Genomic DNA, 26,260 nt, shown 5'->3' on the forward strand with positions numbered 1-26,260 from the left:
AGCCGATGCGGGGATCGGATCGTTCCGATCCTTTATGTATTATTGTATACAATAGTGCAATCAAGTTTTCATGGATTTTTCGCATGCCGACCTCCGACGCTCTTCGATCCCGGCCACTACCCGGCACGGACTTGAGGTATTTCCCGGTCCGCGAGGCGGTGGGCGATGCCGCCTTTTTCCGTCTGAACTACAGCCAGCGCGTGTTCGCCGAAAACCTGCTGCGCCGGGCGAAAACGCCGGAGCAGGCGCGTGAGTCGCTCCGCATCGTTCTGGCGCGTCGTGAAGAGAAGGAATTCCCTTTCTATCCCGCGCGTGTCGTCCTGCAGGACCTGACGGGGACACCCGCGCTGGTGGATCTGGCGGGCTTGCGCAATGCGGTGGCCGCCGCGGGCGGGGATCCGACGACGGTCAATCCGCTGGTGCGCACGCAGCTGGTCGTCGATCACTCCATGAATGTCATGGTCTCCGGCACGCGATCCGACGCAATGGCGGCCAACATGGCGCAGGAGCATGCGATCAATGCCGAACGTTTCGAATTCCTGTCCTGGTGCAAGCGTGCCTTTTCCAATCTCGACGTGCTGATGCCCGGCAACGGCATCCTCCATCAGATCAATCTCGAACGGCTTTCGCCGGTCATCCAGCAGGAAGACGGCGTGGCGTTTCCGGACACCCTCGTCGGCACCGACAGCCACACGACGATGATCAACGGGCTGGGCGTGCTGGGGTGGGGCGTCGGCGGCATCGAAGCCGAATCGGTGATGCTCGGCCGCGCGATCTGGATGCGCCTGCCCGAGATCGTGGAAGTCCGGCTGACAGGTCGGCCCAATCGCGGGGTGGTCGCCACCGACATCGTGCTGGCATTGACCGAATTCCTGCGCAAGGCGAGGGTCGTCGCGTCCATCGTCGAATTCACCGGCGATGGCTGTTCGGCGCTTTCGCTGGGCGATCGGGCGACCATCGCCAACATGGGGCCGGAGTTCGGCGTCACCGCGGCCATGTTCTCCATCGACGGGCAGACGCTGGATTACATGCGCATCACCGGGCGTTCGGAGGCATTGATCCGCCTGACGGAAATCTACGCGCGCGAGCAGGGGCTCTGGGGCGATCTCGGCGGCAAAGTCGAGTACGACCGCACGCTGGTGTTCGATCTTTCATCGGTGGGGCGGTCCATGGCGGGGCCGTACTCGCCGCATCAGCTGGTGCCGGTCGACAGGCTGGTCGAGCGTGGCGTGGCGAAACCGGAGACGCCGCCATTCGAGCAGGTGAAGGATGGCGGCGCCACGATCGAGGACGGACACGTCGTCCTCGCCGCCATCACCAGCTGCACGAACACCGCCAATGCGCGCGCGATGATGGCCGCGGGCCTGCTGGCGCGGGCGGCGGTCGCGCGCGGGCTCGCGCGACGCCCGTGGGTGAAGACATCGCTTGCGCCGGGCTCGCGTGTGGTCGGGAAATATCTGGAGGACGCCGGATTGCTCGAACCCCTGGCCCAACTAGGATTCGGCATCGTCGGATTCGCCTGCACGTCCTGCAACGGCATGTCCGGCCCCCTGTCGCCGGACATCGTCGCCCAGATCAAGGAAAACAATCTCGTCACCGCGGCCGTGCTGTCGGGGAATCGCAACTTCAAAGGCCGGGTGCATCCCTACGTCAAGGAAGCCTTCCTCGCGGCGCCCGCGCTGGTCGTCGCCTATGCCATCGCCGGGACCACACGGCTGGACGTCGAGCATGACGTCATCGCCCACGACGCCGATGGCATTGCGGTGAGGCTGGCCGATCTGTGGCCGTCGGAGGAAGCGATCGATGCGGCGCTCGCCCGGCATGTGCATGCCGACCAGTTCCTTTCGGTTTACGAGTCGATGTTTACGACCGGACTCGATGACGATGGCGAGCAGGTCCCCGTCCTGTTCCCCTGGCGCGAGGACAGCACGTACATCTGCCTCCCGCCTTACTGGGACGCCGCGCTGCTGCGACCGGCGACATTCCGGGACATGCGTCCCCTGGCGCTGCTCGGGGACAACATCACCACCGACGACCTGTCTCCCTCCGGTGCGATCCTTCCCGAGAGCGCTGCCGGCGAATATCTGATGTCGAAGGGCGTCAAGGTCGAGGACTTCAATTCCTACGGCACGCGCCGGGGGCATCATGGGGTGGCCGTGCGCGCGACGCTGGCGAACAACCAGCTCCGCAACGAGATGGCCGGCGGACGCGACGGCGCGTTGGCGCGGCTGGAACCGGATGGCGAGGTCATGCGTCTCCACGACGCCGCGGAGACCTATCTCGGGCGGGGGCAGGAACTGGTAATCATCGCCGGCAACAATTACGGTTCGGGGTCTTCGCGCGACTGGGCGGCCAAGGGCGTTCGCCTGCTGGGCGTGCGCGCCGTCATCTGCGAGGGCTTCGAGCGCATTCACCGCAGCAATCTCGTCGGCATGGGCGTCCTGCCGCTGGAATTCGAGTCCGGCGTCACGCGGCATACGCTCGGTCTGGATGGAACCGAACGTTTCACGCTTCTGGATTGGCATGACCTTCCGGAACCTGGGGCGGTACTGCGCCTCGAAATCCTTCGCGCCGATGGCCGGACGCAGGTAATCGGCGTGATTTGCAGGATCCAGACGCAGGAGGAGGCACGCGTCTTCGCCGCCGGCGGCCTGTTGCCGCAGATGAAGAACGACATGGTGCACCGCAATGCGGCCGAAGCGGTGACATGACGGAAACGTGAGGCGGATGCGCCTGCAAGGGTGCGCAACGACGCTGGCCCGGCAGGCGTTGCCTTAGACTACGGTCCCGTCTTCGCTCCGGCCCCCGCCGCCTCCTCCGAATGTCCGACCACGATCTGAAAACCGCCGCGCTCGACTATCACCGCCTCAGTCCGCCCGGCAAGATCAGGGTCGCACCCACCAAGCCGATGGTGACGCAGCGCGATCTGGCCTTGGCCTATTCGCCCGGCGTGGCCTACGCCTGCGAGGCGATCGCCGCCGATCCCAACCAGGCCAGCACGCTGACCGCGCGCGGCAACCTGGTCGCGGTGATCAGCAACGGCACAGCGGTGCTCGGACTCGGCGACATCGGTCCGCTCGCCGGCAAGCCGGTGATGGAAGGCAAGGGCGTGCTGTTCCAGAAGTTCGCGGGCATCGACGTGTTCGACATCGAAGTCGACGAACGCGACCCCGACAAGCTGGTCGACATCATCGCCTCGCTCGAACCGACCTTCGGCGGCATCAACCTCGAGGACATCAAGGCACCGGAATGCTTCATCGTCGAGCGCAAGCTGCGCGAGCGCATGAACATCCCGGTGTTTCACGACGATCAGCACGGCACCGCGATCATCGTCGGCGCGGCCGTGCTCAACGCGCTGGAGGTCGCCGGCAAGAAGATCGAGGAGGTGAAGCTCGCCACTTCCGGCGCCGGCGCCGCCGGCATCGCCTGCCTCGACATGCTGGTCGCGCTGGGCATGAAGCCGGAGAACATCCTGGCGGTGGATCGCGACGGCGTGCTCTACACCGGCCGCGAGCACCTGGATCCGGACAAGCAGCGCTACGCGCGCGACACCGACAAGCGCACGCTGGCGGAAATCATGATCGGTGCGGACGTGTTCCTCGGCCTGTCGGCCGGCGGCGTGCTCAAGCCGGAAATGGTCGCGACCATGGCCGACAAGCCGATCATCCTCGCGCTGGCCAATCCCTATCCGGAAATCCTGCCGGAAGAGGCGAAGCGGGTGCGTCCGGACTGCATCATCGCCACCGGTCGTTCGGACTATCCGAACCAGGTCAATAACGCGCTGTGCTTCCCGTACATCTTCCGCGGTGCGCTCGACGTCGGCGCCACCGAGATCAACGAGGCGATGAAGCTGGCCTGCGTGCGTGCCATCGCCAAGCTGGCGCGCATGGAATCCTCCGATCTCGGCAGCGCCTATGGTGGCGAGGTGCCGACTTTCGGCCCCGAATACATCATTCCGCGTCCATTCGATCCGCGCCTGCTGATCACGCTCGCGCCCGCGGTGGCGAAGGCGGCGATGGATTCCGGCATCGCGCTGCGTCCGATCGAGGACATGCCGGCGTATCACGAGAAGCTCGGCCAGTTCATCTACCGTACCGGCCTGATCATGAAGCCGGTGTACGACCGCGCCCGCGCCGACAAGCAGCGCGTGGTCTACGCCGAGGGCGAAGAGGAAACCGTGCTGCGCGCGGTGCAGACCGTGGTCGACGAGCAGCTCGCCTATCCGATCCTGATCGGCCGCCCCGACGTGATCGAGACGCGTATCCAGCGTCTTGGCCTGCGCCTGCGCGCGGGTGTCGACTTCGAGCTGACCAACATCAACGACGATCCGCGCTTCAACGAGTACTGGCAGTACTACCACGCGCTCACCGAGCGTCGTGGCGTCACCCCGGCCGCGGCCAAGAACCTGATGCGCTCGCGTCCGACCCTGATCGCCGCGGTGATGCTGCAACGTGGCGAGGCCGATGCCTTGATCAGTGGCCTGGTCGGCCGCTTCCACAAGAAGCTCGGCTACGTGCGCAGCGTGATCCCGCTCGATCCCGGTGTGCAGAGCACCTCGGCGATGACCGGTGTGATCAATCAGCACGGCGCCTGGTTCTTCCTCGACACCCACGTGCAGGTCGATCCCACCGCCGAGCAGATCGCCGAGGCGACGCTGCAGGCCAGCTATCGCCTGAAACTGTTCGGCATCGAACCGAAGGTGGCGTTGCTGTCGCACTCCAATTTCGGCAGTCACGACAATCCGAGCGCGGCCAAGATGCGGCGCGTGCGCGAAATCCTGACGCGGCGCATGCCCAAGCTCGAGGTGGACGGCGAGATGCAGGGCGACACCGCCTGGGACGAAACCCTGCGCCAGCGTATGTTCCCCAACACCACGCTCACCGGCCGCGCCAATCTGTTCGTGCTGCCCAACCTCGATGCCGCCAACATCACCTACAACATGGTGCGGGTGATGACCGACGGCGTGGCGATCGGGCCGATCCTGATGGGTATTTCCAGCCCGGCGCACATCCTCACGCCGGCTTCGACGGTGCGCCGTGTGGTCAACATGACCGCGATCGCGGCCGTCGAGGCGCAGATTCGCAAGCTGCAGCGCGAGGCCAGCGAGACCGCCGGACGCGTCATGCGCGACGAGGTGACCTGAAACCGCCACGGGAGCGGGCGTGCCGGATTCCGATAAAACACACGACATTGCCAGCAAGCGGGCGCGCAATTTCCGCGACCGCTTCGACGACAGGCAGTTCGCCACGACCTACCGGAACATTCCGATCTTCGCGGCACCGGGCCTGCACGAACTGGCCTTCGAGCGCCTGGCCGCCACGCTGCCGCCGGCCGATGCGGTACAGGTCCTGGAGCTGGGCGCCGGTGGCGGCGCGATGAGCCTGCGTCTGGCCGATCACGGTTATCAGGTGACGGCGAGCGATCTGTTCGCGAACAGCTTCACGCCGCGCGAGCAAATTCCCTTCGTCGCACTGGATCTGAACCAGGATTTCGCGGCGCGACTGGCGCGGCGTTTCTCGGCGGTGATCGCGCTGGAACTGGTCGAGCATCTGGAAAACCCGCACCACTTCTTCCGGCAATGCCGCCAACTGCTCGAACCGGGCGGCTATCTGCTGATCTCGACGCCGAACCTCGCCAATCCGGTCTCGCAGGCCATGTTCCTGCGGCAGGGCGTGTTCCAGTGGTTCCGCGACGAGGATCATCGCGAGGAGGGCCACATCATGCCGCTGGCGCCGGTGGTGTTGCGGCGTTGCTGGCGGGAGGCGGGATTCGAGGATCGCTGGGAAGGCAGCGTGGGCGATCCGATGCGCATGCTGCATCGCCGCCGCGACCGCAAGTTCCGCTGGCTGGTCAAATCGCTCGCCGCCCTTTCCGGAACGCCGGACGCGCTCGCCGGCGAGGTCTATCTCGCGCTGCTCCAGGCCGGGCCGGATTGAACCGCGATCACACCGTCGTGGGACGGAACACAGCGTCGAACGCGATGCCCATACGGCGGGACAGCCGCCCCTGTTAGAATCGGTGCTCTAAACAACGACCCTGGAATGCGGCCGAGGGCCGCGGCGGAGCCTCCCCCATGAATTGGCTGGAACAGATGCTGCAGAACGATCCCGACCCGACCGAGTCGCGGGAGTGGATCGAATCGATCAAGGCTGTCATCGACGCCGATGGCCCCGAACGCGCGCATCAGCTGCTGGAAGGCATGGTGGAACTCACCCGCCGCGCCGGCGCGCACCTGCCGTTCGCGCCCACCACCGAGTACATCAACACCATCCCCGCGCATCTGGAACCGAAGATGCCGGGCGACGCGACGATGGAGTGGCGCATCCGCTCGATCATCCGCTGGAACGCGATGGCGATGGTGGTGCGGGCCAACCGCAAGCCCGGTGATCTCGGCGGCCACATCGCAAGCTTCGCCTCCAGCGCCACGCTCTACGACGTCGGCTTCAATCATTTCTGGCGCGCGCCGAGTGATTCGCATCCGGGCGATCTGCTCTACGTGCAGGGCCACAGCTCGCCGGGCATCTATTCCCGCGCCTTCCTCGAAGGCCGCCTGAGCGAGTCGCAGCTCGATCACTTCCGCATGGAAGTCGACGGTCGCGGCGTCAGCTCGTATCCGCATCCCTGGCTGATGCCCGAGTTCTGGCAGACGCCGACCGTGAGCATGGGACTCGGCCCGATCGCCGCGATCTATCAGGCGCGCAACTGGAAATACCTCGAAGCGCGCGGCCTGATGCCCAAGAGCGACCGCAAGGTGTGGTGCTTCCTCGGCGACGGCGAAACCGACGAGCCCGAATCGCTCGGCGCGATCTCGGTCGCCGGCCGCGAAGGTCTCGACAACCTCGTCTTCGTCGTCAACTGCAACCTGCAGCGTCTCGACGGTCCGGTGCGCGGCAACGGCAAGATCATCCAGGAACTGGAGGGCCAGTTCCGCGGCGCCGGCTGGAACGTGGTGAAGACCATCTGGGGCAGCTACTGGGATCCGCTGCTGGCGAAAGACAACCAGGGCATCCTCAAGAAGCTGATGATGGAAACCGTCGACGGCGAATACCAGAACTGCAAGGCCTTCGGCGGCGCGTACACGCGCGAGCATTTCTTCGGCAAGTATCCGGAAACGCTCGCCATGGTCGCCAACCTCAGCGACGACGACATCTGGCGCCTCAATCGCGGCGGCCACGATCCGCACAAGGTCTACGCCGCCTACCAGAACGCGGTCGAGACCAAGGGCCAGCCGACCGTGATCCTCGCCAAGACGGTGAAGGGCTACGGCATGGGCGCGGCGGGCGAGGCACTCAATCCCACGCACCAGACCAAGAAGCTCGACGACGAGGCGGTGCGCGCGTTCCGCGATCGCTTCAACATTCCGGTGGCCGACGCGCAGCTCGGCGATCACCAGGTGCCGTTCTATCATCCGGGCGAGAAGTCGCCGGAAGTCGAATACCTGCTCGAGCGCCGTCGCGCGCTCGGCGGCTTCCTGCCGCAGCGCCGCCGCAAGAGCACGCAGACGTTCACCGCGCCCAAGATCGAATCCTTCGAACGCCTGCTCAAGAGCACCGGCGATCGCGAGATCAGCACCACGATGGCCTTCGTGCAGAGCCTGGCGATCATCCTGCGCGACAAGCAGATCGGCCCGCGCGTGGTGCCGATCGTCGCCGACGAGGCGCGCACCTTCGGCATGGAAGGCCTGTTCCGTCAGCTCGGCATCTATGCGCCGCAGGGACAGAAGTACAAGCCGGTCGACGCCGACCAGCTGATGTTCTACCGCGAGGACGCCGCCGGACAGGTACTGGAAGAAGGCATCTCCGAAGCGGGCGCGTTCTCCTCATGGATGGCGGCGGCCACCAGCTACAGCACCAACGATCTGCCGCTGCTGCCGTTCTACATCTACTACTCGATGTTCGGCTTCCAGCGCATCGGCGACAGCGCCTGGCAGGCGGCTGACATGCGCGCGCGGGGCTTCCTGCTCGGCGGTACCGCCGGCCGCACCACGCTCAACGGCGAAGGCCTGCAGCATGAGGACGGACATTCGCACCTGCTCGCGGGCGCGATCCCGAACTGCCGCGCCTACGATCCCACCTTCGCCGGCGAGGTCGCGGTGATCCTGCAGCACGGCATGCACCGCATGCTCGACGAACAGCAGGACGAGTACTACTACCTCACCCTGATGAACGAGAACTACCCGCACCCGGATCTGCCGGAAGGCGCGGCCGAGGGCGTCATCAAGGGCATGTACCTGCTGAAGGATGCCGGCAAGCCGAAGAAGGGCGAGCTGCGCGTGCAACTGCTCGGCAGCGGTACGATCCTGCGCGAAGCGATCGCCGCGGCCGAACTGCTCGACAAGGATTTCGGCGTCAGCGCCGACATCTGGTCCTGCCCGAGCTTCACCGAGCTGCGTCGCGACGGTTTCGACGCCGAACGCTGGAACCGCTTGAATCCTGAAGCCAAGGCGCCGCGCAAGGCCTACGTCACCGAACTGCTGGAACCGCGCCAGGGCCCGGTGATCGCCGCCACCGACTACGTGCGCGCCTATGCCGATCAGATCCGTGCCTTCGTTCCGCACCGCTACACCGTGCTCGGCACCGATGGCTTCGGCCGCAGCGATACCCGCGCCAACCTGCGCCGTCACTTCGAGGTCGACCGCAATTACATCGCCCATGCCGCGATCGCGGCGCTGGCGGCGGAAGGCAAGATGACGGCCAAGGATGTGGCGCGGGCGATCAAGCAGTACAAGATCGACGGCGAGAAGCCGAATCCAGTTGGGGTTTGAATTGGCCGGACCCGGAACGAGGCAGCTTATTAGGCTGCTTCGTTTTTGAGGGGGATGTGCAATGAATGGATTCGGGTATCAACACGCAGAAACGGGGACGGCTTGACCTGACCCGGCTTCTGCCGCGTCCGAATCAAGGGAACGCATGCCGCGTTGCAATGTCGTACCCATGTCGTCCGTCTAGAGCCCGCATGTCATCACGCGACTCCGAAGTCCTTCCCGCGGCATGAGCCAGTCATGGCATCGAACGGGCTCCGGGGCTCGGGACCGGGGCGAGCGCCTGCGTTCCAGGATTGCCGTGCTCGTGACGGCGCTGCTGCACCTGCTGCTGGCGCTGCTGGTGATGTGGGCGCCTCCGATCACCATGACAACGACACAAGGCGGCGACAGCGGCGGCAGCCTGGAGGTGACATTCATCGATGAGGCGCTGCGACCCGCGCCGCGCTCGCCACCGCCGCCCGTCCCCCCGGTCCCGCCACGCAAACATGTCAAGGCCGCTCCCAAGGCCAGCCGCATCCGAACGACGCTGGTCATGCAGGCGGAAGATCCCGTGCCGCCCGAATCGGTCGACACCTCCGACACGCCGCCGACACCGCCACCATCCGATGCTCCAGACGAAGTGACCCCGCCGCCACAAGTGTGGGGGCAGCCGCCGGGCATGCTGCCGCAGGATATCGCGCGCCCGAGCGCCGGACTGGACCGCGGCAGTGGGGGCGCCCGTGGCGGCGGAGCCTCCTCGTCCGGGGCCAGCATGGCGGTGGACGGCTACGAGGTGTATTACCAGTTGCTCCGCGAAACCCGCTTGCGTACCTGGCGCGACCAGGGCATGACCGAACTGTTTCTTCCCTTGCCGGGCACACGGCGGCTGATGGTCTGCCCGCTGGAACTCGTGTTGCGGCGCGACTCCGGCGAGTGCCGCATGATCGAGCCGGACGCGCCGGAATTGAAGACCATGGGCGACGCGCGCGACGTCATCGACATGCAGCGGGTGTACAAACTGGGCGAAATGCTATGGAGCGGGCCGGGGCCATATCGTTGAAACGTGGCGATGTTCGGGCTCCGCTCGAATTAGGGTCGCGCGCCGCCCCTCTCAACATCATCAGGCCGCCTAAACGTCGATGTTCTGCGGCGTATGAAAAAGGGGGCAGTCAGAACGACTGTCCTTTCTTTTTCGGAAGGGGCGAGAGATCTTCAGGCGATGATGTGCGCGCGTTTGCTGAAATCCCTGAAGTCCACTTCTCCTCCGTGAATTTTCCTCTTTCGTGAAATCCTGCACTTGCAGGGGCTTCACGTAGTCATCGCATCGCACACCTTCCCCACTGCAAGAAATAGCAGTAGCCCATCCGCCCCGATTCTTGCATGATCCTGCGAGAGGATCTGGCCGCATGGCGGAAAGTACGGGGAAAATCCGTCGCGATGGTATTGCAGGAAGCATGCCTCGACGATCGCGAACTTCTCGGGAACCCACAAAAACGGGCTCACGGCTTCATCATCAAGATAAATCACAGGACCGATTCTCCCGTGGCGACCTCCTTCAAGCAATTCAGGATCACTCGCAACAGTGCCGCCTATTGGCGCGTCACCTTCGACAACCCGCCGATCAACATGTTCGATGCAGACACCGTGGCGGAGTTGGCGCAGCTCCTGGAGTCCATGGAATCCGACGAGCATCTGCGCGTAGTGGTCTTCGACAGCGCGAACCCTGAGTTCTTCATCGCGCATTTCGACACCGCGACCGAACTGGAAACGATTCTGACGCCGTGTCCGAACGGATTGTTTCCGTGGGTCGATTTCGTGGATCGCTTCGCGAAACTCCCGGTGGTCACCGTGGCGGCGATCAGGGGGCGCGCACGCGGCGTCGGAAGCGATTTCGCCCTGGCTTGTGACATCCGATTCGGTAGCCACGAGAAGGCCATCCTGGGGCAGATCGAAGTGGGGGCGGGATTGCTCTCCGGTGCCGGCGCCCTGGAACGCCTGCCGCGTCTGGTGGGCCGTGGACGCGCACTCGAGATCGTCCTGGGTGCGGACGATTTCGATGCGGCAACCGCGGAAAAATACGGCTGGATCAACCGCGCGATCCCGGATGCCGAATTCGAACACTTCGTGGAGGCGTTCGCGCGCCGGGTCGCCTCCTTCGACAAGCAGGCCTTGGCGGAGGCCAAGCGTCTGATCAACGCGCACAGCGACGAACCCTCCGCGGCATCGATCAACGACTCGCACAGCGCCTTCATCAATGCACTCACCTGGCCCGGCGTGTCGAAACGCGTGCCCAATCTGATGGTGCTGGGCTCCGGCCAGCACAGCGATCTCGAACTGAACTTCGGTCGCCACCTGGGTCATCTCGACGTCGGCGAATAGCTTTTCAACGTGCGGGAAAGATGATCGTCAATCCGCACTTCGCGCGACTCGGCAGAAATCCGCTCGATCTGCGTCGTTCTTCAAACTCATCTCTTTCCTGTGGCGGGAAGGGCGGCGTATGAGTTCTTAATGAAGGTTGGACGCACACGGAAGACGCGAGCCTGAGAACCATCCGCCAAGGATCGTCACCTCGGTGAATAGGGCGGATTGGAACGATCTGTTCTTTTATGACAAGCATCACATTATGACGGGGTTTTACATACTCCATACGGCGCAGTACGTCGGGGAGGGTCTCCGGCAGAGCGCAAAAGGCGAGGCGTGCCGTCTGCGCGCAGCGTCGTCTTACCCCCACGGAGAACCGTCAATGCAAACGAAATACCGTTCTACCCGGATGTCCGCCCTGGCGCTGGGCATCGCCGGCGCCCTGGCCTTCGGCCAGGTCCATGCTTCGGCCTTCCTCCTCAAGGAAAACAGTGTCAAGGCCGAAGGGCGTGCCATGGCCGGTTCCGCCTCGGCGCTCGGCGATGCTTCCGTCGTCGTCAACAACCCCGCGTTGATGTCCACCTTCGAACAGAAGACGGTGCAGGGCGATGCCACCGCCGTCGACATTTCCTTCAAGTACAAGGGCGGCGGCACCGACGGCCTCGACAATCCGCTGGGGGGCGGCAATGGCGGCGATGCCGGCGGTCTCAGCGCGGTGCCTGCGGTCTCCTTCATCCTGCCGCTGAGCGGCGACTTCGAATATCTCACCCTCGGCGCGATGATCAGTTCGCCGTTCGGCCTGAAGACCGAATACAACCGCGAATGGATCGGCCGCTACCACGCCGTCAATTCGGAAGTGCGCACCGTCGACCTGACCTTGGCGGCTTCGCTCAAGCTCACCGACCGATTCTCGGCGGGTGTCGGCCTCGTCTACGAGCGCGCGGATGTCACCTTGACCAATGCGGTCGATTTCGGCACCGGCGTGTGCAAGCTCGCCGGCGCGTTGTTGTGTCAGCCCGGTTCTCCGTATGGTCCGCAGAGGAACGACGGCTATGCCTCCGTCGATGGTGACGACACGGGCATCGGCTGGATCTTCGGCTTGAACTGGCGTCCGACCGACAAGCTGTCGATCGGTTACAGCCATCGCTCGGAGATCGACCACGACATCGACGGCAAGGCCGACTTCACGGTGCCGTCGAACATCGCGCCGCTCCTGAGCGCGTTGCCGGCGACGAGAGGGCAGTTCACGGATACGGGCGGCACCGCCGCGCTCACCACGCCCAGCGTCGACACGCTCAGCGCCACCTACCAGTTCAACGACCGCTTCTCGCTGTCAGGCGAAATCTCGCAGACCGACTGGCATTCGCTGAAGGAAATCCGCATCCAGTTCGACAACCCGGTGCAGGCGGACACGGTCGAGGATTACAGCTGGAAAGACTCGAAGATGTATTCGCTCGGTGGCGAATACAGGATCAACGATGCCTTCACCGTGCGCGCCGGTATCGCCCGCGACGATTCCCCGCTCAGCCTGCCGCATCGCACCCCGCGCATGCCCGACCAGGATCGCAACTGGTATTCGATTGGTTTGACCTGGGCGCCGAACGAGCACTTCGAACTGTCCGGCAGCTACACCCACATCCAGCTCGCCGATGATCCGGAGATCGACATCGCCACCGGCGCGAGCAGTGCAGGCCAGGGCGCTCGCCTGGTTGGCAAGTACGATGGCGATGCCAACCTGTACGGCATCTCGGCGCAGTATCGCTTCTGAGATTCGTGACTTTCAGCGTGCGTCTGGCGGAATTGTTTCGACTCCGCAAGGAGAAAGGGCGGTCGTTTCGACCGCCCTTTCTTTCTTCTGTCGCAATGTGATTCGTGACTCCGGAGATGGTGGCGCGCCGCGGTGGCGTCAGCGGGCTCCACCGGAAAGCGCGGCGCGGCAGCCGCACGCATCAGGCATTGATGCCTCCGTCGACCGCGAACGAGGCGCCGTTCGCGTAACGGCCTTCCTCGCTGGCGATCCAGGCGACCAGGCTGGCGATGTTGACGCCCTCGCCGTAACGCGGAATCGGCATCAGGCTGCGCAGAAGATCGGCGCGCGCGCCGTCGGCGGGATTCATGTCGGTGTCGGTCGGCCCCGGATGCACCAGGTTCACGGTGATGCCGTTTGCGCCGAGATCGCGCGCGAAGCCTTGGGTCAGGCCGGTCAGCGCGGATTTGCTCGCCGCGTACACGGCGATGCCCGGACGGCCGGTGCGCTGGGCGAGGCAGCTGCCGATGTTGACGATGCGGCCGCCTTCGCCCATGTGCCGTGCGGCCGCCTGCGTGGCGACGAAGACGGCGCGCAGGTTGACCGCCATCGTGCGATCGAAGTCCTCCAGCGCGAAGTCGGCGATCTGTCCGGCGATCAGGACGCCGGCGTTGTTGACCAGGATGTCGAGGCGTCCGAACTCCGCCGCGATCCGGTCGATGCCCTCGCGCAGCGCCGTCGCATCACCGCTGTCGATCCGGTAGGCGCGGGCGCGCCGGCCGAGTGCCTCGATCTCGGCAACGACGGCCGCCGCCTTGTCTTCCGAACTCGTATAGGTGATCGCGACGTCCGCGCCTTCCTGCGCCAGCCGCAATGCGATCGCCGCGCCGATGCCGCGCGAAGCGCCGGTGACCAGCGCCGTCTTGCCTTTCAATGTGTTCATGGAGGATATTTATGTATTGATCGATACATAAGTAAAGCGCGCTTGACTCCGGCCGTCAACGGATTTATGTATCGACTATTAAATAAATGAGGTGATCCCGATGGCCGGACGCGGCCGCCCCCGCCAATTCGATCGCGACCTGGCCCTGCGCCAGGCGATGGACGTGTTCCGGCAGCGCGGCTACGACGGCGCTTCGCTCGGTGAGCTGACCGAGGCGATGGGGATCAATCCGCCGAGCCTGTACGCGGCATTCGGCTGCAAGGAGGCATTATTCCGGGAAGCGCTGGAACTCTATGTCGCGACGGAAGGTTCAGCCACCGCGCGCGCCCTGAGCGAACTTGCGACCGCGCGCGCCGCGATCGAAGCGATGCTGCACAACGCGGCCAAGAACTTCACTTCGCATCAGCCGGGCCGCGGCTGTCTGGTCGTGCTCGGGGCGCCACATCGGACGGCCGACAATGGCGAGATCTTCGACGACCTGGTCGAACGCCGCGAACGGACGCAAAAGCAGATCCGCGACCGCCTCAAGCGTGGTATCGCCGACGGCGACGTGCCGAAAGGGGCCGATGTCGCGGCGATCGCGGCGTACTACGCCACCGTGCTCAACGGGCTGTCGTTGCAAGTGCGCGACGGCGCGCCGCGCAAGCGGCTGCTCGCCGTGGTCGACTGCGCGATGGCGAGCTGGGACACCCTGGTGGGTGCGAAGCACTAGCAGGCGTGCTGCTCCCGTGTGAGCGCTTGAAGCGGAACGCGGAAACAGCGCCGGGTATCGTCAACCAAGCCGGCCGCGCAAGTCATCGAGTTGCGCCTGGAGCGATGCGACGGTGCTTTCGAGCGCATCGATGCGTGCCTCCAGGCCCGTGCGCTCGCGGGGCGGCGCGGACTTCACGACGGCCGCGTACTCCTCGGCCGAGACCGGCCCGCTGAGCAGGTGCATGTAGCGATCCTCGCGCTGCCCGGTGACGCGCCCGAGATTGACCACCAACGCCGGCGTGCGCTGGATCAATCGCTCCAGGATGTCACGCACCTCGTCCTGGTTCTGGAATTTGGCGAGGCGCTCGCAGCGCGTGAACAGTTCGCTGATCGTCTGCGGGCCGCGCAACAGCATCACGCTGAGTAGGGCCTGCTGCTGCGTTGTCACGGAATAGGTTTGGGCGAAGCGGTGCTCATAACGTTCGGCCCGCGCGCCGTGCTCGGAGCGGATCAGGCGCTTGCCTTCCATCTCGCGCAGGGCATGCGTCACCGCACCCGGTTCCAGTTCCATCACCGGGTCGCGATTGTTCTTCTGGTTGCAGGCAAGCTGCACGCTGTTGGCCGTGAGCGGATAGTTCTCCGGCGTGGTGGCTTCCTTTTCGATCAGGCAGCCGAGGATGCGGGCTTCGATGGCGGACAGCAGGGTCGGGCCGTCCGATGTTGAGGATTCTGGGGGCATGCGTCGACGGTATCAGGTTGGATCGATGGGAGGTACGCAAATGGCGCAGATAAAGCTGTCAGGCTCCTTGGATTTCACTCTCGCCAGCACGGTGCGAATTTCCTGCTTCCTGGCGGTGATCAAAGGCGTGCGTGTCGCGCCGTATTTGAAAGCGAGATCGTAGAGACCTTCCGCGCTTTCCAGCGATCCGCCGGCAAGATTCAGCGTGGCCCAATCGAGCAGAAGATTGGCGACGATCGGGTCGGGCGCCCGCACGAACTGCAGGCGCTCGTGCAGTTGGTAGTTCAGTGCCTGATTCACCTGCCAGGGTTTGGTGGGTGTTCCATCATTGCCGTTTGGCATGTCCTTGGGGACGGAGGGAATCAATGCGGGGTCGAAGTGGAGTCCCGCAACCGAATGCGTGTCCAGGTAGCCGGGCGTGCGCGCCGATTCAAGCTTCGCTTCGAGAATCCTGGCATGCAGCCATTCGGTCCCGTAGTGCTCCTGGGCATTGCGTTGGATTCCGATGCGGATCCAGCGCAATGCAAGCTGGTCGCGACCCGACAATTCGAGCGCTGTCCCGAGATTCGCGGCGGTTTCGTGGTGCCCGGGGTATCGCTTTTCCAGCGCCAGCAGCAAGCGAATCGCCGCGTCGTAGCGGCCATGGTAGATCGTGTTGATCGCCAGTTCTGTCAACGAGTGGAAGTCCGGCTTCTTCTGTGCCGATGCGATGATCTGGTCGGTATTCTTGATCGAGTACGCCTTGTCTTCGCTCGATGTCAGTGAGGCCAGAAGCGCCTCGCCGGTATAAAACGAAGGCATGAAGCGGTTGCCGCGATGATCCGTCCCTACGGAATTGATGCAGGCATGAGCGGCGGGCACGAATAGAAGTAGCGGCAATACCCAGGCGATGATCCGGCGCATGTTCAACTCCCTGTCTTGGCCATCGATAGCTTACCTGCGCAGGATTGGCTGCGTGGGGCCTGGCCCGTCCGCTTGATCAATCGGCGGGATCGGTGCCCTGATCGGCTTGGTCTTTCAGAAAATCAACGAACGCCCGTAACGGTGCCGGCATCTGCCTTCGGCTGGGATAGTAGAGCGACGGCCCGGGGAACGGCGGGCACCAGTCGGCGAGCACGGGTTCGAGTTGGCCCGCTTCGAGCGCGGGGCGCAGGAAATCCTCGAAGCTGGCGATGAGGCCGAGACCGTCGATGGCGGCGCGCAGTTCGATCTCGATGGTCGAGGCGATGATGCGGCCGGCGGGCGGAATGCGGATGATCCGTCCGTCGCGCTCGAATTCCCAGGGAATGGTCAGGCCGCTGGCGAAACGATGTCCGATGCAGTGCGCGGGATCGAGATCGCGCGGATGTTGCGGACGTCCGTGCGTGGCGAACCACGATGGCGCGCCGGCGACGGCGTAGCGCTGTGTGCGCGGTCCGATCGGCACCGCGATCATGTCGCCTTGCAGACGCTCCTCGTAACGGATACCGGCATCGAAGCCGGCGGCGAGCACATCGATGAAAGTGTCTTCGGCGATCACCTCCACGCGAATGTGCGGATGCGCGTGCAGGAAACGCGACAGCAACGGCGGCAGGATTTGCCGGGCCGCGATCGAAGGTACGTTGAGGCGCAGGGTGCCCGCTGGCGCATCGTCGGCGGCATGCACCGCGTCGAGCGCGGAAGCGACGTCGGCGAGCGCCGGGCCGAGGCGTTCGAGCAGGCGCGCGCCGGCCTCGGTCGGCGTGACGCTGCGCGTGCTTCGGTTGAGCAGCCGCACGCCAAGACGCGCTTCGAGCCGGCGCACGGCATCGCTCAGCGACGAGGCGGATACACCGCGCACGTAGGCCGCTCCGCGGAAGCTGCGGGCGCGCGCGACTTCGGCGAAGGCGTCCAGATCGGCCAGTTGTGGCGAGGACATTGTTCGGAATTCCGTACAACCCGTTCGGTGTTGCCCGGATTCTCGCACGATGGTCGGCTGCTTAGGCTATCCCCCGTGCCAACTAGGCCCCCTCATCCTTTCGGAGTCCTCTGATGACTACCCCCGCCATTCCCCTCCGCCCGCTCGGCACCACTGGCCCGCGCGTGTCCGCCCTCGGTCTCGGCTGCATGGGCATGTCCGGCATGTACGGCCCGGCCGACCGTGCCGAGAGCATTGCGACGATCCATGCCGCGCTGGATGCTGGCATCAACCTGCTCGACACCGGCGATTTCTACGGCATGGGCCACAACGAACTGCTGATCGGCGAAGCGCTGAAAGGGCGCCATCGCGACGAAGTGCTGCTGAGCGTGAAGTTCGGCGCGATGCGTGATCCAGCCGGTGGCTGGTCCGGTTACGACGCGCGTCCCGCCGCCGTGAAGAATTTCCTCGCCTACACCCTGCAGCGCCTGGGTGTGGAGTACATCGACATCTATCGTCCGGCGCGCCTGGATCCCAATGTGCCGATCGAGGACACCATCGGCGCCATCGCCGATTTGGTGCGCGCCGGCTACGTGCGCCACATCGGTTTGTCGGAAGTCGGTGCCGAAACCATCCGCCGCGCCGCCGCCGTGCATCCGATCACCGATCTGCAGATCGAGTACTCGCTGATCTCGCGCGGCATCGAGGACGACATCCTGCCGACGTGCCGTGAGCTGGGCATCGGCGTCACCGCCTACGGTGTGCTTTCGCGTGGCCTGATCAGCGGGCACTGGCAGCAGGGCACTGCGGGGCAAGGGGATTTCCGCAGCGTCTCGCCGCGCTTCCAGGCCGGCAATCTTGAACACAACCTCGGATTGGTCGAAGCCTTGCGCGCGATCGCGCAGGCGCGCGGCGTGAGCGTGGCGCAGATCGCGATCGCGTGGGTGGCCGCGCAAGGCGAGGACATCGTGCCGCTGGTGGGGGCGCGTCGTCGTGATCGTTTGGCGGAAGCGCTCGGCGCACTGGACTTCACGCTCGGCGAAGAGGATCTGCGCATCATCGAGCAGGCCGTGCCCAGGAACGCTGCCGCCGGCGAGCGTTATCCAACTGCCCAAATGGCGCATCTGGATAGCGAGCAATCGCACGCCTGAGCCGTCCGCCCGGCGGCAGTTGTGAGCCCGCCGGGATAGGTGCAAGCTCCTCTCGCTTTCACTGACACGGAGGGGAGAACGGTCATGCGTATCTTGGTGGCAGGCATCATCGGCGGAATCATCGTTTTCATCTGGGGCGCCATCGCGCACATGGCGTTGCCGATCGGGGAGGCGGGTTTCAGGTATCCCGCTCAGCAAGATGCTGTACTCAGCGCATTGCAGCAATCCGCGTCGGCAGAAGGCGTCTACATGTATCCGAGCATGGAGTTCGAGAAGTACGGCGACGAGGCGGCAATGAAAACTTTCGCCGAACAGAGCAAAGGAAAACCCTATGCCCTGGTGATCTATCAGCCCGGCGGCAATCCATCGGTCGAGGGCATGGGGGCGAACCTGATCAAGCAATTCGTCTCGGTGCTTCTCGCGGCATTGGTCGCGGCCTGGCTGTTGGCCTCCACGCCATGGAGCTTCGGTCGCCGCGTCATGGCGACGGCGGCGCTGGGGTTGTTCGGCTGGCTGATCGTCAACGTGCCGTACTGGAACTGGTATCTGTTTCCGATCGACTTCACGCTCGGCGCGCTGGCCGAGCACGTGATCGGTTGGTTGCTGGCCGGCTTTGGCATCGCCTGGTGGCTGGGTCGCAAGAGCAAGGCGGCTTAGTGATCGGACCGCATCGCGAAGTGCTGACGAACGTCGAGCGCTTCGCGATCGTGTTCCGCCGGGGTTGGTTGCCGCTGAGATGCGGCAGTTCGATGATTCCGATGGACGTGACCGGCGCCTCGAATCGAGGCGCCGGTCATCGCAGTCTATTCTACAAGTCCTGCGCGTCGGCGAATTCCACGAGGAATTCGCCATCGCCTCCACTTATCTCCAGTTTCCAACCCCGTAGGTATTCGTTGGGCGGGCCGACCGCGTGCCAATCGATCGCACGCAAGTCGGCATTGGCGGGTTTCAGGACGGTGATGACCAGATCGCCAGCGCGCGCGCTGTTGCCGCTGATGACAGGCTGCAAGGGTGTGTTGACCTGAAAAACCGCCTGCACACCGCTGGCGACTTGGTAGGTATCGTGAACACTGAGTTTGCGTTGCGCGAAGTGCAGATCACGTCGCCAGCGCTGGATGGCGGGATGTCCGTTGTAGACGGGTGTCAGGTCGGCGCTGACGTCCAGTGCGCCATTCGCGCCGGGCGTCACCGTCATGCTCGACAGCGTCGGATAGCGTTGTGAAATATCGCTGCCGTTGCTGATGAAGCGTAGAACGTTCTGCACCGCGGTGCCTTGCTGGATGCCGCTGTGCGTGAAGATGTTCTCGGTGACCGCGAGGAAATCCCGCGCGAACAGGGTGAACGCACCTTGGTCCTGATGCGCGTGACCTTGCTCGTAAGGGCCGGCGGTGAAGCTCAGCCACATCGCCCCCGCATCCCAGCCGCTGCGGGCGAACAATCGTCCGGTACCGAGGGCGTGATAGTAGAGCGCACTGGGCGGCGCAGCGTTGCCGTCGCTGGGCAGCAGATCGTGGCGGAAGTTGAAGCCGCTGCTCATCTGTGCGACGGAAATATGGTTGAGCCACCAGTTCGCGTGTGCGCGCGCCTCGGCGCTGGTGGTCATGGCGCTCGCCTGCAGCATGACGTTGCGATGGTAGTCGTACAGATCCGGATAGGACACGCGCGACTGGTCACCGAGCGGTGCGATGCGATCGAGCGTGGGAACGGTGGCGTGGATCCACCAGTCGATCGAATCGGTCAGGTGCGTGCTCTGCGCGCCCAGATCAGTGCCGGTGTGATCGCGCCAGATCCGGTACAGCTCGAACAGGCGCTGATGCGACAGGCCGTAACCGGTGCCTTCGCTGCTGCCGCCACCTGGAAGCGCTGCGAAATAACTCACCAGCGGCGGCAGCTTCTCCTGTTCGAGGAATTGACGCCATCCGGCACTGCCACTGGCCATCGCCCAATACATGGTCGCTTCGATGAAGCTGTAGTAATAGTTGTTGCCGGGATCATTCACCGACCATCCCGACCAGGGGAAAGGTCGGCCGCCCCAGCTCGCCTGCTGGTGATGCCAGACATTCCACACCGCCTGCTCGGCGTAGGCCGCCCAGCGCGCGCGTTGTTGCGTGGTCGTGAAAGCGGCGCACCAATCGTAAGTGAGCGAGACGTCACGAATCATCTCGCCGACGTGCAGATACGAATCGCCCGAGACTTCGGGCCTTTGTCCGTTCGCAATCGCTGCTTCCGCGTCGGCGACCTGCTTCTCCGCCATCTGCACGGCGAGTTGGCAATAGGCGGCATTCCCGTTCAATCGATAGGCGTAGCCGGCGTCGGTCGCGGAAAAGTTGTAGCCCGGATTGCCGGCCAGAGCGCGATCCACCCAGGCCTTGAAGCGTGCATACGCCGGGGTTGTCGTGTCGACATAGGAAAGATCGGGCGGGATCGCCGCACGGCAGATACCCGTCGTCGTGACTAACAATGCGCACAGCCAGAGGGCCGTGATCCTCACATGCGAGAACATGGTCGAGCTCCTGATGCATCGGGTGGTCGATCCAGTATGCAGAGCCGCGCAGCAGTGGGAGCCTCGGAAAAAAACAGGAAAAAAACAGGAAAAAAAGTGATGCGATATTGAGTAGAGGATCACCTTAATGTCGGTAGTAAATCTCAAGTCGCAGGATTGCTCGCGTTATTCTGGATCGCACATCGTCGCGGCAAAGGGAGGCCGTCGGGTCGCAAGGAATCGAGGGCGCGTTCGACGTCCGATGCGGCGGTGTCCACCCAATTTCGAAGGATCAATGACGATGCGAAAGCAAGCAGTGTCACTGCTGGCGATGGCGTGCCTGTGCCCCGTGCTGGCAGGCGCGCAAACCCAAACCGCAACCGCCTGCCGCGCCGACAACGCAAAGCAGATTGCCATCACAGGCAACGGACTGGGACGCAGTTTCCAGAATCCGTGCTTCTCGCCGAACGGGCAGGTATTGGCATTCACCAATTTCACCCAGCGCTACAACACCGGAAAATCGGTGGTGCGGACCGTGCCATCCGGTGGCGGCGCCGTGCTGCGGGCGCTCAGTCCCGCCACCGCGCAGAGTGTGAACCTGCCGGGGCAATGCTGGTCGGCGGCTACCGACGAGGTGGTCTATTCGAGCGACGTGGTCGATCGTGACGAGCTCTATCTGGTCTCCGCTACCGGCGGCACGCCCAGAAGGATCACGAACCGGCCAGGATCCCTGGCGTGGGAACCTTCGATCTCTCCTGTGTTGACTGATGGCAGTCGATGGATCGTGTTCGAATCACACAGTGAAGCCAACCCCGACGCTGGTGGCGAACTGTGGAAGGTGCGCAGCGACGGCGCGGGATTGGCCCGATTGACGCAGGGTCACAACGATCGCCAGCCGGAGTGGTCGCCCAAGGGCGACAAGATCGTGTTCCAGCGCGAAGTCGGTCAGGAGGCCTGGGATGTGTTCACGCTGAATGCCATCAATGGCAGCGCGTTCAACGTGACCAACGACGGTGCTTTGTTCAACACCGATGCCTCATGGTCGCCGAGCGGCGATTACATCGTGTATTCATCCGGCGACGATGGCATCGAGATCGCCAATCTCTTCGTGATCCCGGCCAATGGCGGTTCACGCATCCGCGTGACTCGCAGTTGTGGTCTCGATGGTGCGCCCGGCTGGTCGCCGGACGGCGGCAAGATCGCTTTCGAATCGGCACCGTTCGATCCGGATGCGCAGGGCAGCACGACGTTGTGGGTGATCGACGCGCCGGCTGGCGTTCGTTGATGGTGGTTGTCGTCGTTGCGATCGGTCGTTTGGATCAAGCCGTTTCGATCAAGTCCGGCTTTTATCACGTCATGAAACGGCCGAGGCCGCGATAGCAACCTCATCATCCGCAGTCAGCATTTCGATCAGCGCACGCGCCGCCGCCGAGAGGCGGCGGTGCGGTGTGTACAGCAGCGAAAAGGGCCGTGAGCGCCCACGCGCTTCCCGCAGCACTTCGACGAGGCGGCCTTGCCGGATGCGTTCCTCGGCGATGAAGTCGTAGGTCTGGCACACGCCCGCGCCTTGTTCGGCGAGCGAGACGACGCCGAGCACGTCGTCGGAAACGCGCAGGGATGCAGGCGGTGTCCAATCGACGTCGCGCCCTGCTTCATCGCGAAGAATCCACGGCGCGATGCGTCCTGTGCTCGGCATCACGAAGGGCAGGCAGGCATGTTGCGACAACTCCGTGATCGTGCGCGGCGTTCCGGCCTCGCGCAGATAGGCTGGCGCGGCTACCAGACACATCGGGGCGTCCTCGAGCTTGCGCGCGACCAGTCCGCTGTCGGGCAATGCGCCGAGGCGGATCGCCAGGTCGTAACCCTCCGCTGCCAGATCGACATTGCGATTGCTGATGCTCAGGTCGACCTGCACGCGCGGATGCAGGCGCGCGAAGCGCGCGAGCGTCGCCGGCAGCCGGTAATGCCCGTAGGTGGTCGGCACGCTGATGCGAAGGCTGCCGGTCAGTTCCTCGCCCTGGCCTTGCAGGGCGCGTTCGGCGTCGTCGATCAGGGCGAAGGCGGCGCGCGACTGTTCCAGGTAGAGCCGCCCGGCATCGGTGAGGCTCAGGCTGCGCGTCGTGCGTCGTAGCAGTTGCACGCCCAGCCGCGCTTCCAGCCGGGCGATTGCGCGGCTGACCACCGAGGCCGTGGTGCCGAGCGCGACGGCGGCTGCGGTCAGGGAGCCGTGGTCCACCGTGGTGGCGAACACTTCCACATCGTTGAGATGGTCGAATCGGCGCGGCATTCTTGCTTTGAAAGCACGAATTAATTGTCTTGGCGGTAGTTTATGTCTTTTTTGGCGGGGAATAAGGTGTTGGTACGGGATGCTTGCAGGCATCCGACTAACTCCCACTCTTTATTTATGGAGATACGCCATGACCTCTCTTCTCGCCGCCGCCATGTTCGGACTGGCGGCTTCCGCCTCCGGCGCCCAGCCCTCCGACCCGGCCGCGAAGCCCGTGCTGATGGTGTTGACCAGCCACGGCACCAAGGGCGATACCGGCCAGCCCACCGGCTTTTATCTCGGTGAAGTCACACACCCGCTGGCCGTGTTCGACGCGGCGGGTATTCCCGTTGAATTCGCCTCGATCCAGGGCGGCGAGCCGCCGGTCGACGGCGTCGAACTTGATGACGCGACTAATGCCCGCTACTGGAACGACGCGCGTTTCCGCGACGCGATCCGCCATACCGCGCGCCTCGCGGACGTCGATGCGAAGAAATACGCGGCGATCTTCTTCGCCGGTGGCCACGGCGTGGTCTGGGATTTCCCGGATAGCCCGGCGGTGCAGCGCATCACGCGCGAGATCTACGAATCTGGACGTATCGTCGCCGCCGTGTGTCACGGCCCCGCCGCACTGGTCAACGTTACGCTGAGCGATGGCAGCTATCTGGTCGCGGGCAAGCGCCTGAGCGCGTTCACGGATGACGAGGAGCGGGCGGTCAAGCTCGATGGCGTCGTGCCGTTCCTGCTGGCGAGCACGCTCGCGCAGCGCGGCGCCTTGCATCAGCCCGCGCCGAACTGGATCGCGAAGGTAGTGGTGGATGGCCGGTTGATCACCGGACAAAACCCGCAATCGGCTACGAGTGTGGCCGAGGCCGTGCGTGATCAGTTGCGTTCGAACACTTCCTCCGACGAGACGGCAAAAGCGCATTGACGATGACGGCGCCGTGCGGGAAGCGGAATCGAGATGTCCGCTTCCCGCCGACGCCGATCATCGGGATCACCACACGTGTGGAATCACCACACCTTGACGCGCTTGTCTGGCGCCAGATACAGCTTCTGGCCTTCCTTCACGTCGAACGCCGGATACCAGGCATCGAGATTGCGCACGGTGAGCGCGCGGAAGGGTGCTGGCGCATGGACGTCGGTCAGCAGCCGGCTGCGCAGCGCGGCATCGCGCGCCTTGAAGCGCCAGGCCTGCGCGAAGCCGAGGAAGAAACGCTGATCGGCGGTGAAGCCGTCCAGCGGCTTGTCTTCCTTGCCTTGCTGCGATGCCTTGTAGGCGTCATAGGCCACCGCGATACCGGCGACGTCGGCGATGTTCTCGCCAAGGGTGAGCTTGCCGTTGACGGATACATCGGGGAAGGGCTTGTAGGTGCTGTATTGCGCGGCGAGCGCATCGCCGGCGGCCGCAAAGCGCTTCAGGTCGGCGGGCGTCCACCAGTCGTGCAGCTTGCCGGTTTCGTCGAACTGCGCGCCGGTGTTGTCGAAGCTGTGGCTGATCTCGTGTCCGATCACCGAGCCGATCGCGCCGTAGTTCACGGCGTCGTCCGCGGCCGGATCGAAGAACGGCGGCTGCAGGATCGCGGCCGGGAACACCAGGCGGTTCTCCAGCGGCACGTTCAGGGCGTTGACCGTCTGCGGCACCATGTAGAACTCGTCGTGCGTCACCGGCTTGCCGAGATTGGCGAGGTTGCGGCGGTACTCGAACAGGCTGGCGCGCTCGGCATTGCCCAGGGCGTCGTCGCGCTTGACCTCCAGCGACGAGTAATCGTGCCATTTCTCCGGATAGCCGAGTGCGACGCGCAGGCCGGCCAGCTTCTTCTTCGCGTGCGTCTTGGTTTCCGGCGTCATCCACTCCAGCGCGTCGATGCGCTTATCGAAGGCGGCGAGGATGTTCTTCACCATCTCGTCGGCGCGTGCCTTGGTTTCCTTCGTGAAATGCTTTTCCACGTAGAGCTTGCCGACGGCCTCGCCCAGCGCACCGTTGGTTTCGTCGACCGCGCGCTTCCAGCGCACGCGCTGCTGCGGCGTGCCGAACAGCGTGGTGCCGTAGAAGGCGAAGCGCTCGTCGGCGAAGGCCTTGGGCAGATAAGTGGAAGCGCGATCCAGCGTGCGGAAAGCGAGGTAATCCTTCCAGGTGTCGAGCGGTTCGGAGGCCACCAGCTTGGCGATGCCCGCGATAGCTTCAGGCTGCCAGACGTTGAAATCCTGCTGCGCCTTCAGGCCCGACGCATCGAAGAACGCGTCCCAGTCGACGCCGGGTGCCTTGGTGGCGAAATCGGCCTGTTTCCAGGTGTTGGCGGCGCCGCGCTGCACGTCGTTGGTCTGCTCCTGCGTGGCGTGCACGCGCGCGATGGCGACTTCCAGCGCGAGGATGCGTGCGGCCTTCGCTTCGGCATCCTTGTCGCCGGCCAGCGTGAGCACCTTGGCGATATGCGCCTGGTACTGCTTGCGCAGCTCGGCCATGCGGCCGCCTTCGAGGTAGTAGCTGCGATCGGGCATGCCCAGGCCGCCCTGCAACACGTAGGGCACGTAACGGTCGGGCTGGTGGATGTCCTGCGTGACCCACAGACCGAACAGGCGGTCGGTGTAGTAGTCGGTCATGTTGAGCAGGTCGACATCGGCGCGCAGTTCGGCGCCGAACTCGCGTGACAGCGCGGCCTTGTCGGCGATCTTGGCGATGGCATCCAGTTGCGGCTGCACCGGCGCGAGACCCTTGGCTTCGATCCCGGCTTCGTCCATGAAGGCGGCGTAGTAGTCGCCGATCTTCTTCGTCTCGCCCTCGGCCTTGGCGTCGCTGGAGGCGGCTTCCATGATGGCGCGCGTGTCGCCTTCGGCCTTCTCGGTAAGCAGGTTGAAGCTGCCGTAGGTGGAGCGGTCGGCGGGAATCTCGGTGCGCTTCACCCACGCGCCGTTGGCGAATTCGAAGAAGTTGTCACCGGCGGCGACGGCGCGGTCCATGCCGGTGACGTCGAAACCGAAGCTGCCCAGCAGCGGCTTGGCCGGCGCGGCGGGTTGCTCGGGTTTCGCCGCCGTGGCTTCCGGTTGCTGCGGCGCGGAACGATCGCAGCCGACGACGGCGGCGGACAGCAGCGCGGCGACGGCGAGGGAGAGGGCTGAACGGCGGATCGGGGCGGTCATGGCGCATCTCATGCGGGAAAGAGAGCGCGCAGGGTAGTGCCATCGCGAGGGAGGCGCAAAGTGCGGAAGTCATGAAACGGGCGGGTTCAGGCCGTGTGCGGCCACCCCGACGTGAACG

19 protein-coding genes are annotated in these 26,260 nt (G+C 64.5%); 12 read left to right on the plus strand and 7 right to left on the minus strand.

Going from position 1 to position 26,260, the window contains the following annotated elements:
- Positions 1–83 precede the first annotated feature (83 nt).
- The 7 genes from acnA (at position 84) to AC1RNP_RS15885 (ending at position 12,872) form a co-directional block, all read left to right on the plus strand.
- Positions 84–2,711, plus strand: coding sequence for an aconitate hydratase AcnA (acnA, locus tag AC1RNP_RS15855; RefSeq protein ID WP_493052250.1), 2,628 nt, complete (start codon positions 84–86; stop codon positions 2,709–2,711).
- Positions 2,712–2,821: 110 nt separating this feature from the next.
- Positions 2,822–5,143, plus strand: coding sequence for an NADP-dependent malic enzyme (locus AC1RNP_RS15860; RefSeq protein ID WP_493052251.1), 2,322 nt, complete (start codon positions 2,822–2,824; stop codon positions 5,141–5,143).
- Between the two features lie 19 nt (positions 5,144–5,162).
- The gene (locus AC1RNP_RS15865) at positions 5,163–5,936 is read left to right on the plus strand and encodes a class I SAM-dependent methyltransferase (RefSeq protein WP_493052252.1); all 774 of its coding nucleotides are present in this window, start codon (positions 5,163–5,165) and stop codon (positions 5,934–5,936) included.
- A gap of 137 nt (positions 5,937–6,073) precedes the next feature.
- Complete coding sequence (gene aceE / locus AC1RNP_RS15870) at positions 6,074–8,764, plus strand: pyruvate dehydrogenase (acetyl-transferring), homodimeric type (RefSeq protein WP_493052253.1); 2,691 nt, start codon at positions 6,074–6,076, stop codon at positions 8,762–8,764.
- A 304-nt stretch (positions 8,765–9,068) separates the two neighbouring features.
- On the plus strand, positions 9,069–9,803 hold the full coding sequence (locus AC1RNP_RS15875) for a type II toxin-antitoxin system RelE/ParE family toxin (RefSeq protein WP_493052254.1): 735 nt from the start codon (positions 9,069–9,071) through the stop codon (positions 9,801–9,803).
- 482 nt (positions 9,804–10,285) lie between these two features.
- Positions 10,286–11,122, plus strand: coding sequence for an enoyl-CoA hydratase/isomerase family protein (locus tag AC1RNP_RS15880; RefSeq protein ID WP_493052255.1), 837 nt, complete (start codon positions 10,286–10,288; stop codon positions 11,120–11,122).
- A gap of 364 nt (positions 11,123–11,486) precedes the next feature.
- Positions 11,487–12,872, plus strand: a complete 1,386-nt coding sequence (locus AC1RNP_RS15885) for an OmpP1/FadL family transporter (RefSeq protein ID WP_493052256.1) — start codon at positions 11,487–11,489, stop codon at positions 12,870–12,872.
- Between the two features lie 181 nt (positions 12,873–13,053).
- Here AC1RNP_RS15885 and AC1RNP_RS15890 read toward each other — a convergent pair whose 3' ends face one another.
- Entirely contained in the window at positions 13,054–13,794 is a 741-nt protein-coding gene (locus AC1RNP_RS15890) for a 3-oxoacyl-ACP reductase family protein (RefSeq protein ID WP_493052257.1), read from the minus strand.
- 100 nt (positions 13,795–13,894) lie between these two features.
- Here AC1RNP_RS15890 and AC1RNP_RS15895 point away from each other — a divergent pair, with 100 nt between their 5' ends.
- The gene (locus AC1RNP_RS15895) at positions 13,895–14,506 is read left to right on the plus strand and encodes a TetR/AcrR family transcriptional regulator (protein WP_493052258.1); all 612 of its coding nucleotides are present in this window, start codon (positions 13,895–13,897) and stop codon (positions 14,504–14,506) included.
- A gap of 60 nt (positions 14,507–14,566) precedes the next feature.
- Here AC1RNP_RS15895 and AC1RNP_RS15900 read toward each other — a convergent pair whose 3' ends face one another.
- From AC1RNP_RS15900 to AC1RNP_RS15910, 3 genes are all read right to left on the minus strand, one after another.
- Positions 14,567–15,226 carry a YceH family protein gene (locus AC1RNP_RS15900; RefSeq protein WP_493052259.1) on the minus strand — a complete coding sequence of 220 codons (660 nt, stop codon included), beginning with the start codon at positions 15,224–15,226 and terminating at the stop codon, positions 14,567–14,569.
- A gap of 12 nt (positions 15,227–15,238) precedes the next feature.
- On the minus strand, positions 15,239–16,129 hold the full coding sequence (locus AC1RNP_RS15905; RefSeq protein WP_493052260.1) for a hypothetical protein: 891 nt from the start codon (positions 16,127–16,129) through the stop codon (positions 15,239–15,241).
- A gap of 76 nt (positions 16,130–16,205) precedes the next feature.
- Positions 16,206–17,099 (minus strand): LysR family transcriptional regulator, encoded by an 894-nt coding sequence (locus AC1RNP_RS15910; RefSeq protein ID WP_493052324.1) that lies wholly within the window; start codon positions 17,097–17,099, stop codon positions 16,206–16,208.
- Positions 17,100–17,251: 152 nt separating this feature from the next.
- Between AC1RNP_RS15910 and AC1RNP_RS15915 the strand changes: the two genes are divergently transcribed.
- Together AC1RNP_RS15915 and AC1RNP_RS15920 are read left to right on the plus strand one after the other, a co-directional pair.
- A complete protein-coding gene (locus AC1RNP_RS15915) occupies positions 17,252–18,253 on the plus strand; it encodes an aldo/keto reductase (protein ID WP_493052325.1) in 1,002 nt (333 codons plus the stop codon).
- 84 nt (positions 18,254–18,337) lie between these two features.
- Complete coding sequence (locus AC1RNP_RS15920) at positions 18,338–18,910, plus strand: hypothetical protein (RefSeq protein WP_493052261.1); 573 nt, start codon at positions 18,338–18,340, stop codon at positions 18,908–18,910.
- A 151-nt stretch (positions 18,911–19,061) separates the two neighbouring features.
- On the opposite strand, the gene AC1RNP_RS15925 is transcribed toward AC1RNP_RS15920, so the two are convergent.
- Positions 19,062–20,756 (minus strand): hypothetical protein, encoded by a 1,695-nt coding sequence (locus tag AC1RNP_RS15925; protein WP_493052262.1) that lies wholly within the window; start codon positions 20,754–20,756, stop codon positions 19,062–19,064.
- 280 nt (positions 20,757–21,036) lie between these two features.
- Between AC1RNP_RS15925 and AC1RNP_RS15930 the strand changes: the two genes are divergently transcribed.
- Positions 21,037–22,020: a TolB family protein gene (locus AC1RNP_RS15930; RefSeq protein WP_493052263.1), complete on the plus strand. Its 984-nt coding sequence runs from the start codon at positions 21,037–21,039 to the stop codon at positions 22,018–22,020.
- A gap of 69 nt (positions 22,021–22,089) precedes the next feature.
- Here AC1RNP_RS15930 and AC1RNP_RS15935 read toward each other — a convergent pair whose 3' ends face one another.
- The gene (locus tag AC1RNP_RS15935) at positions 22,090–23,022 is read right to left on the minus strand and encodes a LysR family transcriptional regulator (RefSeq protein ID WP_493052264.1); all 933 of its coding nucleotides are present in this window, start codon (positions 23,020–23,022) and stop codon (positions 22,090–22,092) included.
- 130 nt (positions 23,023–23,152) lie between these two features.
- On the opposite strand from AC1RNP_RS15935, the gene AC1RNP_RS15940 reads away from it, so the two are divergent.
- Complete coding sequence (locus AC1RNP_RS15940; RefSeq protein ID WP_493052265.1) at positions 23,153–23,932, plus strand: type 1 glutamine amidotransferase domain-containing protein; 780 nt, start codon at positions 23,153–23,155, stop codon at positions 23,930–23,932.
- Positions 23,933–24,015: 83 nt separating this feature from the next.
- On the opposite strand, the gene AC1RNP_RS15945 is transcribed toward AC1RNP_RS15940, so the two are convergent.
- Positions 24,016–26,142, minus strand: coding sequence for a M13 family metallopeptidase (locus AC1RNP_RS15945; RefSeq protein WP_493052266.1), 2,127 nt, complete (start codon positions 26,140–26,142; stop codon positions 24,016–24,018).
- Positions 26,143–26,260: the final 118 nt, after the last annotated feature.

The organism is Luteimonas sp. GW821-FHT14E02 (assembly GCF_058803905.1).

What these genes read in the sequence shown, in the direction of transcription:
- AC1RNP_RS15900 (WP_493052259.1), bottom strand. Translation starts at nt 15,226, where the DNA reads ATGCCCCCAGAATCCTCAACATCGGACGGCCCGACCCTGCTGTCCGCC.
- AC1RNP_RS15925 (WP_493052262.1), bottom strand. Translation starts at nt 20,756, where the DNA reads ATGTTCTCGCATGTGAGGATCACGGCCCTCTGGCTGTGCGCATTGTTA.
- acnA (WP_493052250.1), top strand. Translation starts at nt 84, where the DNA reads ATGCCGACCTCCGACGCTCTTCGATCCCGGCCACTACCCGGCACGGAC.
- AC1RNP_RS15945 (WP_493052266.1), bottom strand. Translation starts at nt 26,142, where the DNA reads ATGACCGCCCCGATCCGCCGTTCAGCCCTCTCCCTCGCCGTCGCCGCG.
- AC1RNP_RS15930 (WP_493052263.1), top strand. Translation starts at nt 21,037, where the DNA reads ATGCGAAAGCAAGCAGTGTCACTGCTGGCGATGGCGTGCCTGTGCCCC.
- AC1RNP_RS15895 (WP_493052258.1), top strand. Translation starts at nt 13,895, where the DNA reads ATGGCCGGACGCGGCCGCCCCCGCCAATTCGATCGCGACCTGGCCCTG.
- AC1RNP_RS15920 (WP_493052261.1), top strand. Translation starts at nt 18,338, where the DNA reads ATGCGTATCTTGGTGGCAGGCATCATCGGCGGAATCATCGTTTTCATC.
- AC1RNP_RS15890 (WP_493052257.1), bottom strand. Translation starts at nt 13,794, where the DNA reads ATGAACACATTGAAAGGCAAGACGGCGCTGGTCACCGGCGCTTCGCGC.
- AC1RNP_RS15885 (WP_493052256.1), top strand. Translation starts at nt 11,487, where the DNA reads ATGCAAACGAAATACCGTTCTACCCGGATGTCCGCCCTGGCGCTGGGC.
- aceE (WP_493052253.1), top strand. Translation starts at nt 6,074, where the DNA reads ATGAATTGGCTGGAACAGATGCTGCAGAACGATCCCGACCCGACCGAG.
- AC1RNP_RS15940 (WP_493052265.1), top strand. Translation starts at nt 23,153, where the DNA reads ATGACCTCTCTTCTCGCCGCCGCCATGTTCGGACTGGCGGCTTCCGCC.
- AC1RNP_RS15905 (WP_493052260.1), bottom strand. Translation starts at nt 16,129, where the DNA reads ATGCGCCGGATCATCGCCTGGGTATTGCCGCTACTTCTATTCGTGCCC.
- AC1RNP_RS15935 (WP_493052264.1), bottom strand. Translation starts at nt 23,022, where the DNA reads ATGCCGCGCCGATTCGACCATCTCAACGATGTGGAAGTGTTCGCCACC.
- AC1RNP_RS15860 (WP_493052251.1), top strand. Translation starts at nt 2,822, where the DNA reads ATGTCCGACCACGATCTGAAAACCGCCGCGCTCGACTATCACCGCCTC.